We start from the raw sequence: 16,676 nt of genomic DNA, 5'->3' as shown, positions 1-16,676 counted from the left end.
GCGTATTGATAGTTATATATGAATAGATAGTTTACCGATTAAGTGGGGTTTTTGATAGGTTTAGACTTATCTGGACGTTTTATATAGGTTTATTATATTCTTAGGTTTGACGTTTGCAGTTCGAGGTTTGATGTTGAATCCAGAACATCAAACCTCGAACTGCAAACGTCAAACAGTTAAGCAACTGGCTCTGATTCAGGTATTCCTAAATTAACGGGCTGCATGGTTGGGGTAAGTAGGTGCATGACCAACCAGGCCAGCAAATAGGCCGATCCACACATCAGGAAGATGATACTATACCCCCCCTGGGCGTCGCCCGCATGTTTATACGTATCCAGAATACGACCGACAATCTCCGGGAAAATGATACCGCCAATTGAACCGGCCATACTGCCGATGCCCACGACCGAGCTAACGGCCCGTTTCGGAAACATGTCGGAAGCAGTTGTAAAAATGTTGGCGCTCCAGGCCTGGTGGGCAGCACCAGCCAAACCAATCAGGGCAACAGCGCCCCAGATACCCGGTCCAAAGCGAACCGCGATAACGGGTATCACCAGTAAGGCGAAGATGAACATGGCCGTTTTGCGCGCCCGCCAGACGGTCCATCCCCGGCTAATCAGCGCCGATGATAGATACCCTCCGCCAATGCTACCAATACTGACCAGCGTATACAGAACCGCCAGATATAGGTTTGGCTTTTTTGTGTCGAGGTGGAACGTAGTGGCAAAATAATCCTGCAACCAGAAGAGGAAAAACCACCAGATTGGGTCGGTCAGCATCTTACCGAAAACAAACGCCCAGGTCTGACGAACACTGAGCAGTTTAGCCCAGGATACGGGTTTGCCGTGATCGGCCACATCGTCGGGAGTAGTTTCGTTGTCGCTGTGAATGTAGTCGAATTCGGCTTTAGAAAGTTTAGCCTGCTTCGCGGGTATCTGGTAGGTAAAATGCCAGAAAACCAGCCACACAAAACCAACGGCTCCAGTAATGATGAATGCCATTTGCCAGCCGTAAACACCCAGAATCCAGGGTACTAAGATCGGCGCGACTACCGCACCAATGTTGGCTCCTGAGTTAAAAATACCCGTTGCCAGGGCCCGTTCTTTTTTGGGAAACCATTCGGCTACAGTTTTAATGGCTGCGGGAAAGTTACCGGCTTCGCCCAGCCCCAGCCCAATACGGGCAATGATAAAGCCGAACGTGCTGGTGGCCAGCGCATGACCCATAGCGGCCAAACTCCAGAAAATAATGGAGATCGTATAGCCCATTTTGGTGCCGATACGGTCAATTACCCGCCCAAATGCAAGCAACCCGATGGCGTAGGCCGCCGAAAAAACCTGTATAATTCGACTAAAATCCAGCTCCGACCAGTGGAATTCCTGTTCCAGCGCGGGCTTCAATAAGCCAACCACCTGCCGGTCGAGGTAGTTGATGGTGGTCGCAAAGAACAGCAGGGCTACAATAGTCCAGCGGTAGCTTCCCATGGGTTTATTCATGCGGCTTGAGGAATGTAGGGTGTAACAATCTGGACTAGGGCAGCTACGCGGTCTCGTAAAGCTGATGGGTCGGCGCTATCGCCGGAGAATAATTGCGAGCCAATGCCCACGGCTGTAACACCCGCTTTGAACCAGGCATTCAGGCTCTCACTCGTTGGTTCAACACCCCCCGTAACCATGAGTTTCAGCGAAGGCATTGGCCCTTTGATGGCTTTAATAAAGCCCGGGCCAACCACATTGCCCGGAAACACTTTTACCAGATCAGCACCCAGCAGGGTAGCCTGATAAATTTCGTTCAGGGTAGAACCCGCTGGCATCCAGGGGACGCCCTGAACGCGGCATACATCGCCCACAGTGGGTGTTGTTACGGGCTGAACCACGAAATCGGCCCCGGCGGCTATAAATTTTCGGGCATCATCGGCGGTTAGGATCGTGCCGATACCCAGTGCCATTTCGGGACAATTTTTTCGTACATAGCCAGCTAACTGAGTAAAAACAGATAGCGCTTTGTCGCCCCGGTTCGTGAACTCAAATACGCGGAGACCTCCGTCGTAGCAAGCTTGTACGATAGCTTGTGCATGGTCGGCGTCGGGATGGTAGAATACGGGTACAATCGGGTGATTGATAACCAGGTCAAGGATTTCTTTTGGGGAGAATACGGGCATGTTTTTTTTGGTTAAGTGGTTTGAGGTTTTTGGTTTAAGGTTTACGGCTGGCTGACGCGTTAGCTATTTATGCGTCAGCCAACTGTAAACCTTAAACCAAAAACCTCATACTATTCTGTTGTCGTTTCGTTATATCGGCCACCGTTTGACCTGTGGCGTCGCCGAGTTCCTGCAACTTACCAAAAGCAGCGGCAGCAGCAAAATCGACTACGTCCTGCGGTGAATGTTGGTTATACAGCCCATAAATTAGTCCTGCCATAAAGCAATCGCCACTGCCCACCCGGTCAACCACCGAATCGGTCAGTAATTCCGTAGAAACGTATTGTTGACCAGCCGTGTACAGGGTTGTATAATACCGAAGACCAGCGGGTGGCGTATCGAACCGGAATGTGTTGGCCACGACTTTACAGCGCGGAAACTGTTTTTGAATCGCTTCTGACGTTGCCAGGGCATGATCCAGATAGTCGGTTTGGTGCCCTTTGCTATGAATATGCGTATCGACCGGGATTCCTAGTAGCGCATTGGCCGCCCAGATGTTGCCCATCACAACGTCGCAATAGTCAACGATACCCGGCATAATGTCGGTAGGGGCTTTTCCATATTGCCACAGCCGCGCCCGGTGATTGAGGTCGATTGAGACGGTGATGCCTTTAGCCGAAGCTACAGCTACTAATTCCTGACAGGCTGCGGCTACATCGGCACTCAACGCCGGACTAATGGCGCTGACATGTAGCCAGCTAGTATCCTGTAGGACAGTGTCCCAATCAACTTTGCCAACCGCCAACTCTGAAAAAGCCGAATGAGCCCGGTCGTAAATGACGCCCGCATGTTTGAGGTCGCTTCCCTGGGGCAGATAATAACTCCCCACCCGTTGCCCGAACCGAACAATGCCCGATGGGTCAATTCCTTTGTCGGACACGTACCCGATAATATCGTCGGCCAGCGAGTTTTCGGGAAGAACCGTGCTGTATTTTACGGGTACGTCCCAATTGGCTAATGCGGTTGCCACGTTCAGTTCGGCCCCACCTACAAATACGGGCATGGCTGTTTGCCGAATCCATTCGCCATTAGCGACTGGAGAAAATCGTAATAATAACTCGCCGAAGCAGCAGACTTTGGTCATACGCATTAATTATCCTTGTGATGTCAGGTTCTTAAACCTGACAAGTGCGGTTTCTCAAAACCGACTATATCAATAAATAAACGCGGTTTCTTAAAACCGCTCAGTGTCAGTTTCTCAAAACTTACACCCCCCTGTTCTCGCTTGGCTTTGCCGAGTGGGGGCTATTATTTTAACGGCCTCTGGCCGGTGAATTATATCAAACGGGCCAGAGGCCCTTGAAACAATAGTCATCACTCGGCAAAGCCAAGCGAGAACGAGACGAACGAGAGTTTAACGATCCTGTGATGTCAGTTTTGAGAAACTGACATCACCTCAGACACCACCTCATCAGTGATCAAACCGTTAACGACATTGGCTTATTGCTGAATCCGAAATAGGTTTTGGCATTTCCGTAGCAGATGTTTTGCACTACCTGGCCGGTCCAATCCATGTCGTCGGGGAGTTCACCGTTTTCAATATCGTTGCCGAACATGTTACACAAAATCCGGCGGAAATACTCGTGCCGGGGGTAGGACAGGAACGAGCGCGAATCGGTGAGCATGCCCACAAAACGACTCAGCAAGCCCATGTTAGAAAGAGCATTGATTTGCCGTTCCATACCCTCTTTTTGGTCCAAAAACCACCAACCCGACCCAAATTGCACTTTTCCGGCCACCGATCCATCATTGAAATTACCAATCATGGTCGCGATAAGTTCGTTATCGTTGGGGTTAAGATTGTACAGAATCGTCTTGGCTAGTTTGTCGTTCGTGTCGAGCCGGTCGAGGAAACGGGAGAGGGCGCGTGCCTGAGCGAAATCGCCGATGCTATCCCAGCCGGTATCAGGTCCAAGCTGACGAAGCATCCGGCTGTTGTTGTTCCGAAGCGCTCCGAGGTGAAACTGCTGTGTCCAGCCCTTTTCCCAATCCATCTCCGCCAGATGAACCAGCATTGCCGATTTGAACTTCAGGACTTCTAAATTGCTCAACTCATCGCCCGAACGAACTTTATCGAAAATGAGGCTGATTTCTGCGTCGGTATAGTCTTCTGCGTAAATCTGTTCCAGACCGTGATCGGAAAGTTTGCAACCCATAGCCGCAAAATAGTCGTGCCGCTGGCGAAGGGCAGTCAAAAAATCATCGAAGCTGCTAATTGAGATATTGCTGGCCGCTTCTAAACGGGCAACATATAGATTGAATACCCCGGCATCCTCAACGGTCATGGCTTTGTCGGGCCGGAAGGTTGGCAAAACCCCAATCTCAAACCCCTCATTAGCAAGCTTCTGGTGATTTTCCAGCGAATCGACTGGGTCGTCAGTCGTACAAACAGTTTCGACGTTCATCCGACGAAGCAGATTTCGAACCGAAAAATCCGGCGACTGTAACTGTTCCGTGCAGGCATCGTAGATACGCCGGGCGTTTTTGCCGTTAAGCGTTTCAGTGATGCCGAAATACCGTTGTAATTCCAGGTGTGTCCAGTGGTAAAGTGGGTTGCGAAGGGTATACGGTACAGTTTCGGCCCATTTTTGGAACTTGGCAAAATCAGACTGATTGCCCGTGCAATAGCTTTCATCGACTCCATTCGAGCGCATGGCCCGCCACTTGTAATGGTCGCCGTAGAGCCAGATTTGCGTCGGGTTTTCAAACTGTTTATTCTCCGCAATCTGATCGGGAGGGAGGTGGCAGTGGTAGTCGATGATGGGCATAGGCTTGGCAAACTCGTGATACAACTGCTGGGCTGTTTCGGTTTGCAACAAAAAATCGTTATTCAGAAAGGGCTTTTTCATGGGGGTAAATCGATAAACTAATGAATAATGGAGAATGGACAATGTATAATGGACAGACATTTACATTATACATTGTCCATTATTCATTATAAGGAAACTCCCCGTTTCCAGGGAATGAAATCATCCTGACCGTGGCGGACGGCGGCTATTTCCAGATCACCATTGGCTACCCGGATAATGTGTTCCAGAATTCGTTCGCCAGCTTGCTGAATAGTTTCGTCGCCATCAATGACCGTGCCGGTATTGATGTCAATAATATCGGGCATCCGGTTAGCTAAAGCCGTATTGCTCGAAATTTTAATGACGGGCGCAATTGGATTGCCGGTTGGCGTACCGAGTCCCGTTGTGAACAGAACGATCGTAGCGCCCGAGGCCACTTCGGCCGTCGTCGATTCTACGTCATTGCCGGGTGTACATAGTAAGTTTAGCCCCGGCTTGCGTACGGGTTCGGGGTAATCGAGCACGGCCACAACGGGCGAACTGCCACCTTTCTTTGATGCGCCCGCCGATTTCATGGCGTCGGTAATCAGGCCGTCGCGGATATTACCCGGCGATGGATTCATATCGAAACCCGACCCCGCTTCTTTGGCTCGTTGGGCGTAAATATTCATTAATTCGCGGAACCGGGTGGCGGTTTCAGCGTCGACAGCGCGGTCGCATAGCTCCTGCTCAACGCCACACAGTTCAGGAAATTCCGATAAAATAACAGTGCCTCCCAGCGCAACCATCAAATCAGACGCATGGCCCACAGCTGGGTTGGCCGAAATACCCGAAAATCCATCAGAACCACCACATTCCAATCCTATGACCAGTTTACTGAGTGGAGCGGGTTGTCGGACAGCTGAATTGGCTTGCATCAGTCCCGCGAATGTCTGCCGAAGCGCCTGACTAATCAGGGATTCTTCAGTACCAACGGTTTGTTGTTCCAGCACAAACAACGGCTTGTCGAAATGCGGATTTCGCTTTTGGATTTCTTCCTGCAACATGGCCACCTGTGCATTCTGGCAACCCAGACTCAGCACCGTAGCGCCAGCCACGTTCGGGTGAGTGATGTAGCCGGCCAGCATCCCGCAGAGCGCCTGGGCATCTTGTCGGGTGCCTCCGCAACCACCATCGTGCATCAGGAACTTCACGCCATCAACGTTCGGAAATAGTTTTAACTGACCACTTACCGATTGTTCTGCGCTTTGCAGATCAGCCTGCAACACTTCTTCCACGGAGCGCCCCGCCTGAACCAGCGCTTTCAATTCCTGAGCCTGCCGCTGGTAGGTTTTCTTCCGACCGTAACCAAGGTCATTGACGAGCGCTTCTTCGAGTACCTGAATGTTTCGGTTTTCGCAGAATACCAGTGGAATAACGAGCCAGTAATTGGCCGTTCCAACGCTTCCGTCGGAACGATGATAGCCCATGAACGTCTGGTTCTTCCATTGATCAACGGCTGGTGGTGTCCATTGATACGATGCCGCATGCAGATCGTAGCTGTTGGTCGCGTGCTGTACATTGAACGTCGTCAGCCGACCACCGGCCGGAATCGCATGCTTAGCTTTACCGACCAGCACACCGTACATCGTGATAGAGTCGCCGGGCGCAAACGCATGAATAGCCAGCTTGTGTTTGGCTGGGATTGCCTCGGTCACCAGTATCGAGTTGCCTTCGTCCTGCACGCGTTCTCCCGGTTCCAGATCGATGAGAGCGACCAGCACGGAGTCACTAGAATGTATTTTTAAAACGGTCTGTTTCATTTTAATAGGCTAGAACACGTTTTTTATTGTCCACAGAGGCACGGAGAACACAGAGGTATAAGAGGTATACTCACTATACTTTTTAACCAACTATTCTCTGTGTTCTCTGTGCCTCTGTGGACAATAAAAAATCATTTTGTTACACTTTCTATATGGTCGAACTGAGATGCTAACGTTACTGATACGCCATTTTCGATCATCTGCGTCAGGTAACCAGCTACCGAATCAGCAAAGCCCGGTAACTGACTCAGATCATGTCCCCAAAGCGTTGTATTCTGAAGGACAGTTGTCGTTAATTCCTGGGGTGTCAGGCGGGCCCATACATCGGCAAAATAGCCAGCCTGCGCATCCTGAATGGGATAAGCCTCACCAGCCCGTTCGCCATACCATACACCATCCTGTTGTGTGGTTGCCCGCATGAACAGCAGATAAGCCGCAAAGCCGAGAGAAATATAGCGGGGTGTTACGCCTAATTGCTTGTAATAATGGAGTAACGTAGGAATGTTACGCATCTGCATTTTGGCAGAATATTGCATTGTGATGGCTATCCAGCGGTGTTCGATGAATGGATTTCGGAAGCGGTCAAGCACATGAAAACCAAATCGTTGCGCGATTTTTTCATCCACCGAATAGGGGATTCCCGGAATCAATTCGGCCAGCATTACGCTACTGATAAATGCTGATAGCACCTCATCGTCCATGCCTTCCCGAACCGTTTCGAAACCACTCAGATACGCCAGCCCGCAACTCAGCGTATGGGTGCCGTTGAGCAAACGAAGCTTCAGTTCGCGGAACTGGTCGATGTTGGGACGGATGAAAATATTCTCGTCGGCCTTATGAAACGATAATACATCTTGTACATGTTCGTCTCCCTCGATAGCCCACAGTCGGTATACTTCCGACATGGTCAGTAGCTCATCTTCATAACCAAGTTGTTCAGAGAGCGCTTTATAGGTAGCGGGGTCTGGGCGGCCGGGTACGATTCGGTCAACCAGCGAATTGCAACAGGTATTAGCCGTTTCGAGCCAATTAATAAAGTCATCTTCCAGTCCGTTTTGATTGGATAATTCCAGCAAAATAGCTTTCAATTTGGTGCCGTTATCTGGAATAAGTTCCGTTGGAACGATGACCAGTCCTTTTGTGGGATCACCATTAAACGCTTGATAGCGAGCGTATAATACGGCCAGTAATTTGCCCGGAAATGACTCCGGCGGAGACTGTTTAATATCGTCCTGCACTAACTGAATACCAACTTCTGTCGTGTTAGATAGGACGATTTGCAGATCAGGGCTGACGGCAACGCGTAGAATCTCATCCCACTGCTGTTTCGCCGACAAGACCCGGCTGATGGCCGAGCAGATCACGTTTTCTTCAACAAGCTTTTTGTTCTCCACCCCCCGAATGCAGAGCGTATATAAATTATCCTGTCGGGCAAAGGCCGACATATCGCCCCCATCCGTCGATTTTACGACCACAATTCGTCCGTTGAAAATACCCTGACGATTCGCTTTGTCGATCAGGTAATCGGGTAGGCCGCGTAACAGAACACCCGTTCCGAACTGAAGTACCCGCTCGGGTAGCTGCTGGAACTGATCGATTGGTAAACTGACATCGGTGCTGGATTGAATCAGGGGCAGCGACTGGATAGATAGGGGATTCATAAGGCCGGATGGAACTATGTCGAAAATTGTCTTTTTTATGGAAAACAAATAACCCATTGGCAGTAGTGCTTAGCTACTTGCCTTCCTAAGGTTAAGCAGGCTATTTGTTAGTTAGAAACTTTTAAAGATATTTATTCACGCAAACGTTATCGGGAACGTTGCCGGATTTTGATTATCCTACTGGAAAACGTAGAAATGAGTAGTTGATCGCACTACTTACCTTATATCACTGACGTATCGAGGAACTAGTTAATTTTTGTACTTTACCAGTATTTTGTTTTGGAGGCCATTACGATAAAAGATATTGCGCGTGCGTTAAACCTTTCGACCTCGACGGTCTCGCGGGCGTTGCGGGATAGCTATGAAATTAATCCGGAGACCAAACGTCTGGTCGTCGAATACGCCGAACGGTTCAATTATAGGCCTAATCCAATTGCACTTAGCTTAAAGGAAAACCGTAGCCGGGTTATTGGCGTTATTGTTCCTCAAATTGCCAATAATTATTTTTCCCAGGCGATCAATGGGATCGATGCCATTGCCTATAGCCGGGGCTATCAGGTTATCATTTTTCAAAGCCACGAGTCCTACGAACGGGAGTTGTTGATTGTGCAGCAGGCGGTTGCCCGCAAGGTAGATGGGTTACTTATTTCCCTGTCGGGTGGTACGGCGGATGTCGCACATCTGCGTGACTTGCAGAATCGAAAATTACCCATTGTCCTGTTCGACCGGGTTTCAAAAGAGCTGGATTCACTCTGCGTCACCGCCGATAATTTTACGGGGGCCTTTGCGGCTACCGAGCACCTGATTCAATCGGGCCGACGGCGCATCGCGCATCTGGCTATTCCGTCCTACATCTCTATTACCCAGGAGCGGCTGGCAGGCTATCGGGCAGCCCTCGAGAAATATGGCTTGCCCTACGATGAAAACCTGATCCGGTATTCTGAATTCAACCAGAACGACGTGGACCCCGTTGTGAATGATTTACTGAATCAATCCCCCGATGCGTTCTTTGCCGCTGGTGACCGGCTGGCGCTGGGTTGTTTAGCTGCCCTGAAAAAGCGTAACGTAGCCATTCCGGAAGCTATTTCGCTGATTGGCTTTACAAACACCGCCGTTGCCGATTTGCTGGCCCCCCCCATGAGTACCGTTGTGCAGCCTGCGCTTGAAATTGGCCAGGTAGCCGCCGAACAATTGATCGACTTGATTGAAGGCAAGCAAAAAGTAGCGCAACCCAACATGATTCGGATTCCAACCCGGATGATTGTCCGGGCATCGTCGCAGCCGGTTGATATGGTGACGAAGGCTTAATTTAGTGGCTTGTAGGTATTATAGTTTTGTTCCCTTGATCAGGATTGATGCTTTGATGGACTGCTCTTTAAGGTGCAGGAATTTCTTCCGTTCGTCGTCCTGCATAAAGTTTTCAAAATCCTGCTCTGCATCAAATTTTACGAGGTGAATTTCGTAGGGTTTATCAATCTGCTGTTCGATGAACGCGTCCTCCGTAGGCCGTACGCGCAGCAAGAGCCGTCCGTTGTATTTCGCGATTGTCGGAATCGCAATATCTTCAAATTGCTGAAATACCTGCTCCTGGCCTTCTTTGATGAAAATTAGCTGAGTGATGTAGAGCATGGGGGTTTAGGGATTTGAATTGGGTGATTAGTTATTGGATTCAACATCAAAGAGGGGCCAGCTTTGGTTTGGGATATGGCTCCTGTCAGCGGGAAACTAAATTAGAAAAAAATACAGCCTAATCCATCAGTGAATAGCACTTGTTACAGACAGAGATTTGGCATAGTAGTAGTTTTCTCATACGGTTGTATATCTATTATGAAGTTTTACGTTTAAAATAGTTGTCCAAGTAGTCAATTGGATTAAGGAAAAATATTTTTTTCCAACCTTGCCTTTTACTGTCAATACGCCAGAAATATGGAATAATTGTTACTATTGAATAATGCAAATGGGGCTCTTTACCAACTGCATTTCCGCTCGTTCCAACTGTCCCAATAGTTTTAGTCCTGTTTACCCACGAAAAAGTTGACGTTTTTATTGTCTGCAGGTGAGCGTAATAGTGAAGCCGCCATTTCGGGCCTAACACCAAAACTACATTTCCTCCTCTATTAATTTGTCCGCTGTAAAGAACAAATCCAATCGTTGACGAGTGAACAATTGTGCCTTCTTTCGCAAAGATATCGACGCCTTTGTGTGTTATAGATTTTCCCCATGGGTAGTACCAAAATGATTTTGGGTTGTAACTTTTCTTCGAGGCTTTGTCCACAGGCATTGAAAACTTCTGTGGAATTAATAGCCAAACAACGAAAAAAGCTAAACTGAAAAGCCCAATCTTTTTCTTACTTGTCAATACCCGGATACTTTTTTTAATTTCTACCAATGGAAAAGTATTTAAAAAAATAGGGAATTAGGAGCCCGCCTACCGTGACTAGAGTTAGTAAGTGGTGAATTTCGAGTGAATCACACTGCCTCATAGTATAATGTTTGCTGGTACAAATGTTTATTAATGTACTTGTGTTCGTCCCTTTTTTTATAAATATGATGTTGAATGCTGTCTATTTTATATGTATACTTACCTAATTTAGGTTCTTATTTAATGGGTGCCACCACCACTCAAAATTAAAATATATGAAGTACAAATTTTTATCATTTCTATTTATGATATTTCCTTTCTTTAGTTTTTACTTACAGAAGAAATATTGCTATGAAAATGGGTTACAAAAAATATTCGACCAACACTATGTTGTTAATTATATCAATTGGCTATTCTGTGGAATTAATGTTTTGTTTCTGCCCTCTATTAAGCAGCCAATTAACCTTAAAGCCATTTTTTCTTTTACATTATTAAGTATTTGTTCGATTTTTATTTTGAATCTATATTGGGTTAAAAAAATGAGAAAACATGAGGGTTTTCTCATTTTTTTAACCCAAAGATTAATATTTTAAATTTTTAAGGTTCGATAGTTATTTTGCTAATTTAGGTGTAGCGCATGATCGTTTGAATGGCATTGTAGCTAAGTAATTCCTGAATCAATTTGATGTCGTATCCACATTCAAATAGTTACTCGGCTACCACTTCAGTAACGTATCGCTTGATCCCTTCTTTAGCATCGTAAATGTGGTTTTTTAATTTAACCTCCTCAGTCACAAGACTTTTTTGTTCAGGTTTTTATGGGATTCTTCTGCTAGGTTTTGCCTTAGTACTGCCTGCAATCTTATGCTATCGATTTGACTTATGCAACTAAATTTGAAAAAATACTTACTATTATCTCTATAAATTAGCCATAAGAACTAACCATATATATTTTGAGGAGAGGCAACTAATAGTTCGATAGAGAACACACCCTTATAAAAACTCAGGGCCTGTAAGCTAGCTTACAGGCCCTGAGTCACAACTAGAGGTATGGATAGAATCTAGTTCATCCTCAACGCATTCGCTGGGACACCGGCGCTTGTCTCTGCCGTTTTCTTTGCGTGCGAGGTATTGGTGTTCAGGAGTTTGATGCCGTTCGAGCGGTCGCCGGAGATGTGCATGAGCAGGTTGGTGTTGTCGGCGTAGTGGATGTTGTCGAGCGTGATGTTACGGCTGTTCTGGATTTGCATTAGCGTTTTGGCTGGCGACAGTAGGGTTACATTTTTCAGGCGGATGTTCTCGGCTTCGATGCAGACAAAGCCTTTCCGACTTTGCAGAACTACGTTTTCAATGAGAATAGCCTTCACCGCCATTTCGGGTAAGCCACGCACCATAATACCCGTTTCGGCCCCCTTGCAGGTGACATTCCGAATCTGGAATGATCGAAACTGAGGAGTCGCTTCAGAAAGCGGCTGGGCCGGAATTATTGGAAGTTCGTTGTTCTCGCCCGGCGTGGATTCGCCCTGTTGCGGCACTGGGTCCTTGGCCGCGTAATACATGTCGAACAGAATGGCTTCTCCGGCAATGTTGGTCATGTCGATGCCATCTACATAGATGTTTTCCACAATGCCACCGCGTCCACGGGCCGTTTTGAACCGTAGCCCTACATCGGTACCCATAAACTGACAGTTCGAGACGTACAGATTTTTCACCCCGCCCGACATTTCACTCCCGATCACAAACCCGCCGTGGGCATGATACACCCGGCAATTCCGCACAATGATATTTTCGGTCGGAACGCCCCGCTTGCGGCCCTGTTCGTCACGCCCTGATTTGATGCAGATGCCATCGTCGCCCACATCAAACGTACAAGCCTCGACCAGTCCATTCCGGCATGATTCCAGATCAAGGCCATCGCCGTTCTGCGCATACCAGGGGTTCTTTACCGTGACGTTACGTAACGTAATATGCTCGCACAGAAGCGGGTGCAGGCACCAGGCGGGCGAGTTCTGAAAGGTGACACCTTCGAGTAAAATACGTTTGCAGCGCGTCAGGCTCAGCATATTTGGGCGCAGGAAATCCTTGATGCCTTCGTAATACGCCATGGGTTGGCCAGATTTTACGGCCGTCATAGTGGCTCCCTTAAACGACTGTTCTGAGGGATACCACAAATCCTTTTTATCGTTTACCACCCCGCCCGATGCCACGAGCTTCTTCCACTGATCGTCGGTGAGTTTGATTTTTTTGACCATTCGCCACGCATCGCCAGCCCCGTCCAGAATGCCTTTGCCCGTAATAGCGATGTTGTCGAGGTCAGTGCCCGAAATAGGAGCCTGATTCCGAACAGCGTCTTCGCCTTCCCAGGACGTGTTCACTAAGGGATAGGCGGTGCGCTGGTCGGTGAATTGTACTAAAGCACCTTCGGCCAGATGCAGATTGACGTTGCTTTTTAGGGAAATTGGTCCGGTTAACCAAAGGCCACGCGGTATCACGACTACACCCCCGCCACGGCGATTGCATTGCTCAATGGCTTTGTTAATGGCCGACGTATTGAGTGTGAGTCCATCGGCTACCGCACCAAATTTGCTAATCAGTAAGGTATCTTTTCGAAATGTAGGAGCCAGGATTTTCGGCAAATCAACTCCTGCTGAATTAAAACTGAGGTTGCCTTCATGGCTGGCAGGAGCCATGTGAAAGGCAGTAATGAGAATGAGTGCGAGTAGGCCAGTAAGCGTTTTCATTGGGGCTCGGGAGAGAAATCGACTAGGCACAATGATGCGATTTTAGACGATCTGATGCTGAATTTTATCCTAAAGTGACCCAAAAGTCGGTACTCCTTCAAGAAATGATTGCCCTTTATTTACGCAATCGTTGCCGGGAACGTTGTCAGGATTTGTTTATAGATAACCTTACTGTTCTCGCTTGGCTTCGCCGAGTGAGCGCTATTAGTTCAGGGCCTCTGGCCCGTTTTTGACTCAATTTACTTTTCTCTGGCCAGAGGCCGTTAAAAATACAACTCGCTCGGCAAAGCCAAGCGAGAACGTAAGTCTCGGTGCAAGTCGGACAACGGCCGTCCGCCCTTCAGGAGATTTAGGGGTAAAAAAGTCCTATTGGGATTGGTTAAAGTATGATTTCGCAAACCCCTATAACTAAGGTTAGCTGAAAATAGAGGAAGGCTTGAGATACCAATTTCTTAATCTCAAAATCCTGCAAAAAATCCTTGCCGTACTTATAATGAATACGAACTTTATGTACTTTTGACACAAAGGTGAACAGATGGTTAAAAATCGAATTAACGGATTGCTAGCATTGCTGTTGCTGGCGGGTATCCAAGGGGTAAATGGCCAGCAGGCGCATGTCAATCTGGACTGGAATCCCCAGAAAAATACGCAGAATCTACTGCCGTTTGGGGCGAACGTGATCTCGCCCGAAGTCCGCGATGATCATACCATAACCTTCCGACTCAAAGCACCTGAGGCCAAACAGGTTATGCTTACGGGTGGGCCGATATTGCTGGCCTTAAAGGCAAAAGAGCCTATTCCATTTCAGAAAGGCGACGACGGACTATGGACCTTAACCGTTGGCCCCGTTAAGCCGGATATTTACGTGTACAAGTTCGTGATCGACGGCGTACAGGTCGTTGATCCTAACAATACGCTGACTGGTTTCAACGACCAGCCGGGCTATAGTAACGTGGTCGTTCAGGGCGATGGACCGGCTTATTACGATGCCAGGTCCGTGCCACATGGCGCTGTAACCCGGCATATTTACCATTCCGACGTGCTGAATGGCGAACGGGAAATCTATGTGTACACGCCCCCTGGTTATTCGCCCAAAAAGAAATACCCGGTTCTGTATCTGGTCGGCGGCAGTGGCGAACTGGCGTCGGGTTGGGCACTGGATGGGCGCGCTAACTTCATTGCCGATAACCTGATTGCCGAGGGTAAAATGGTGCCCATGCTGATTGCCATGCCTAACAATCAGGTTGTTCACCGCAGCGATCCAAATCATACCGAAAAGACATTTCCCCTGTTTGAAGAGGAATTAAAAAAACAGATCATCCCCTTTGTAGACAAGACCTACAGTACCCGTGCCGACCGGAAAGGTCGTGCGTTTGCTGGCTTGTCGATGGGTGGTCGGCACACGCAATTAGTAGCGCTCAAGAATCTCGATCTGTTTAGCTCCTTCGGTGTGCTGAGTGCGGGCGATCTGGAAACGGAGAAGGTAAGCGCTGCCTTGTTAAACGATCCTGCTGCTAATCAGAAAATAGATTATTTGCTGGTAGGGCAGGGAACGGGCGAGGTGGAGACCATTGGCAAACGGGCGGTGGCGCTTCATGAAGCTTTGCAAAAACATAACGTCAACCACGAGTACTATGTAGGTGGTGAAGGCGCACATGATTGGAGCACCTGGCGGCATCTACTCTATTACAAATTGTTGCCAAACCTCTGGCGGAAATGACGATGGCGCGAGGCTCTGGCCTCGTGTCTATTATTCCCCGGCCTCTGGCCGATAGCTAGCATCTTAATAAACCGGCCAGAGGCCGATGAATAATAGGCACGAGGCTCGAGCCTCGCGCCATCAACCCAAACCTTTTTTGATATTTATGAAAACCCTGACAAATGCCCGCAGTTTTGCGCTGGCCCTATGTACTACACTGATCTCGATGGGGGCTGTGGCTCAGATGCCCCAGCGGACACCAACGCCCAACGACACCCTCAATTCGCCTAAAGTGCAGGCCGATAAGCGGGTGATCATTCAGATTTATGCACCCAAAGCAACAGAAGTAACCGTAGGGGGCGACTTCCAGTCCAGCCCGAAACCGCTCAGTCTGACCAAGAATGATCAGGGTGTGTGGGCGGTGGTGATTGGCCCGTTGAAGCCCGATTATTATTCCTACACCCTGATGGTGGATGGCGTTCGGACGATGGACCCTAAGAATCCGGTTATCAAACAAGGCATCAGCAGTTTAGAAAACATGATGGCAGTGACTGGCCCGGAGACTGCTTTTGAGGATAACAAATCAGTACCCCATGGCGAAGTGCGCGAGGTTTGGTATTCATCGAACACATTGGGTATGATGCGCCGGATGCACGTGTACACACCACCAGGTTACGAAAAAGGATCGAGTAAATACCCCGTCTTTTATTTGCTGCACGGTGGGGGAGATGACGACTCGGGCTGGAATACCATCGGTCGGTCGGGTTTCATTCTGGACAATCTAATTGCGGCTGGAAAAGCGAAACCCATGATCGTGGTGATGCCCAACGGCAGTATGCCGCTACCTCCACAAACGGGTATGCCCAATGCGCAGGCCATGAATCAAATGCGGGATCAGTTTTCCAGCGAGTTACTGAAAGACGTAATGCCTACCGTAGAGAAAACGTATCGGACGGTAGCTACCCCCGAAAGTCGGGCCATTGCTGGTCTGTCGATGGGCGGCTTTCAAACTCTCGATGTAACGCTGACGCATCCAGAGCTATTCAATTACGTGGGTGTATTTAGCTCAGGTTTCTTTGGCGCAACTGCCGATGAAGCCGATACCAAATACGCGAAGGTGTTAAACGACCCTTCTTTCAACAAGGGGAAGAAACTGTTCTGGGTTGCCATTGGTAAAGATGATTTTGTGATGGACGCCAACAAAAAAACGCTGGCTATGCTCGATAAACACAACATCAAATACCAGTACAAAGAAACATCAGGAGGTCATACCTGGGTTAACTGGCGGCAGTACCTTAATGAATATACGCCGATGCTGTTCAAGTGATTAGCTAGATTTTGTCTGGGCCAAGCTCCGGCTTGGCCGTATAGAATTGGTTTAACGGGCCAAGCCGGAGCTTGGCCCAGACAAAAAGTTGCTTA

Annotated in this window: 12 protein-coding genes; 3 read left to right on the top strand and 9 right to left on the bottom strand. The window is 48.5% G+C overall.

Features of this window, described 5'->3' with window-relative positions; genetic code table 11:
• Positions 1 to 176: 176 nt before the first annotated feature.
• The 6 genes from EXU85_RS21145 to EXU85_RS21120 form a co-directional block, all read right to left on the bottom strand.
• On the bottom strand, positions 177 to 1,496 hold the full coding sequence (locus EXU85_RS21145; protein ID WP_142774000.1) for an MFS transporter: 1,320 nt from the start codon (positions 1,494 to 1,496) through the stop codon (positions 177 to 179).
• Positions 1,493 to 2,161, bottom strand: a complete 669-nt coding sequence (locus EXU85_RS21140) for a bifunctional 4-hydroxy-2-oxoglutarate aldolase/2-dehydro-3-deoxy-phosphogluconate aldolase (RefSeq protein ID WP_142773999.1) — start codon at positions 2,159 to 2,161, stop codon at positions 1,493 to 1,495. Before EXU85_RS21140 ends, EXU85_RS21145 begins: the two co-directional genes overlap by 4 nt.
• A gap of 91 nt (positions 2,162 to 2,252) precedes the next feature.
• Complete coding sequence (locus EXU85_RS21135; RefSeq protein ID WP_142776782.1) at positions 2,253 to 3,284, bottom strand: sugar kinase; 1,032 nt, start codon at positions 3,282 to 3,284, stop codon at positions 2,253 to 2,255.
• Between the two features lie 334 nt (positions 3,285 to 3,618).
• Entirely contained in the window at positions 3,619 to 5,049 is a 1,431-nt protein-coding gene (gene uxaC, locus EXU85_RS21130; RefSeq protein ID WP_142773998.1) for a glucuronate isomerase, read from the bottom strand.
• Positions 5,050 to 5,135: 86 nt separating this feature from the next.
• Positions 5,136 to 6,791 (bottom strand): UxaA family hydrolase, encoded by a 1,656-nt coding sequence (locus EXU85_RS21125; protein WP_142773997.1) that lies wholly within the window; start codon positions 6,789 to 6,791, stop codon positions 5,136 to 5,138.
• Positions 6,792 to 6,922: 131 nt separating this feature from the next.
• On the bottom strand, positions 6,923 to 8,452 hold the full coding sequence (locus EXU85_RS21120) for a tagaturonate reductase (RefSeq protein ID WP_142773996.1): 1,530 nt from the start codon (positions 8,450 to 8,452) through the stop codon (positions 6,923 to 6,925).
• 279 nt (positions 8,453 to 8,731) lie between these two features.
• On the opposite strand from EXU85_RS21120, the gene EXU85_RS21115 reads away from it, so the two are divergent.
• Positions 8,732 to 9,760 carry a LacI family DNA-binding transcriptional regulator gene (locus EXU85_RS21115; RefSeq protein WP_142773995.1) on the top strand — a complete coding sequence of 343 codons (1,029 nt, stop codon included), beginning with the start codon at positions 8,732 to 8,734 and terminating at the stop codon, positions 9,758 to 9,760.
• 18 nt (positions 9,761 to 9,778) lie between these two features.
• Here the strand turns inward: EXU85_RS21115 and EXU85_RS21110 are convergent, their stop codons facing one another.
• From EXU85_RS21110 to EXU85_RS21100, 3 genes are all read right to left on the bottom strand, one after another.
• Complete coding sequence (locus EXU85_RS21110; protein ID WP_142773994.1) at positions 9,779 to 10,081, bottom strand: DUF1330 domain-containing protein; 303 nt, start codon at positions 10,079 to 10,081, stop codon at positions 9,779 to 9,781.
• A gap of 196 nt (positions 10,082 to 10,277) precedes the next feature.
• On the bottom strand, positions 10,278 to 10,841 hold the full coding sequence (locus EXU85_RS21105; RefSeq protein WP_246859178.1) for a M23 family metallopeptidase: 564 nt from the start codon (positions 10,839 to 10,841) through the stop codon (positions 10,278 to 10,280).
• Positions 10,842 to 11,875: 1,034 nt separating this feature from the next.
• Positions 11,876 to 13,555, bottom strand: a complete 1,680-nt coding sequence (locus EXU85_RS21100; RefSeq protein ID WP_142773993.1) for a glycoside hydrolase family 28 protein — start codon at positions 13,553 to 13,555, stop codon at positions 11,876 to 11,878.
• Between the two features lie 535 nt (positions 13,556 to 14,090).
• Between EXU85_RS21100 and EXU85_RS21095 the strand changes: the two genes are divergently transcribed.
• Positions 14,091 to 15,275, top strand: coding sequence for an esterase (locus tag EXU85_RS21095; RefSeq protein WP_142773992.1), 1,185 nt, complete (start codon positions 14,091 to 14,093; stop codon positions 15,273 to 15,275).
• Between the two features lie 205 nt (positions 15,276 to 15,480).
• Positions 15,481 to 16,581, top strand: coding sequence for an esterase (locus tag EXU85_RS21090; RefSeq protein WP_371732051.1), 1,101 nt, complete (start codon positions 15,481 to 15,483; stop codon positions 16,579 to 16,581).
• The last annotated feature ends 95 nt before the right edge of the window (positions 16,582 to 16,676 follow it).

It is taken from the genome of Spirosoma sp. KCTC 42546, assembly GCF_006965485.1.
GTDB lineage: Bacteria > Bacteroidota > Bacteroidia > Cytophagales > Spirosomataceae > Spirosoma.
This window is presented reverse-complemented; position numbering and strand designations above follow the sequence as displayed.

Bases quoted from the DNA above. Each gene is read 5' to 3' on its own strand.
- EXU85_RS21145 (WP_142774000.1), bottom strand. From the start codon at position 1,496: ATGAATAAACCCATGGGAAGCTACCGCTGGACTATTGTAGCCCTGCTG.
- EXU85_RS21140 (WP_142773999.1), bottom strand. From the start codon at position 2,161: ATGCCCGTATTCTCCCCAAAAGAAATCCTTGACCTGGTTATCAATCAC.
- EXU85_RS21135 (WP_142776782.1), bottom strand. From the start codon at position 3,284: ATGACCAAAGTCTGCTGCTTCGGCGAGTTATTATTACGATTTTCTCCA.
- uxaC (WP_142773998.1), bottom strand. From the start codon at position 5,049: ATGAAAAAGCCCTTTCTGAATAACGATTTTTTGTTGCAAACCGAAACA.
- EXU85_RS21125 (WP_142773997.1), bottom strand. From the start codon at position 6,791: ATGAAACAGACCGTTTTAAAAATACATTCTAGTGACTCCGTGCTGGTC.
- EXU85_RS21120 (WP_142773996.1), bottom strand. From the start codon at position 8,452: ATGAATCCCCTATCTATCCAGTCGCTGCCCCTGATTCAATCCAGCACC.
- EXU85_RS21110 (WP_142773994.1), bottom strand. From the start codon at position 10,081: ATGCTCTACATCACTCAGCTAATTTTCATCAAAGAAGGCCAGGAGCAG.
- EXU85_RS21100 (WP_142773993.1), bottom strand. From the start codon at position 13,555: ATGAAAACGCTTACTGGCCTACTCGCACTCATTCTCATTACTGCCTTT.
- EXU85_RS21095 (WP_142773992.1), top strand. From the start codon at position 14,091: ATGGTTAAAAATCGAATTAACGGATTGCTAGCATTGCTGTTGCTGGCG.
- EXU85_RS21090 (WP_371732051.1), top strand. From the start codon at position 15,481: ATGGGGGCTGTGGCTCAGATGCCCCAGCGGACACCAACGCCCAACGAC.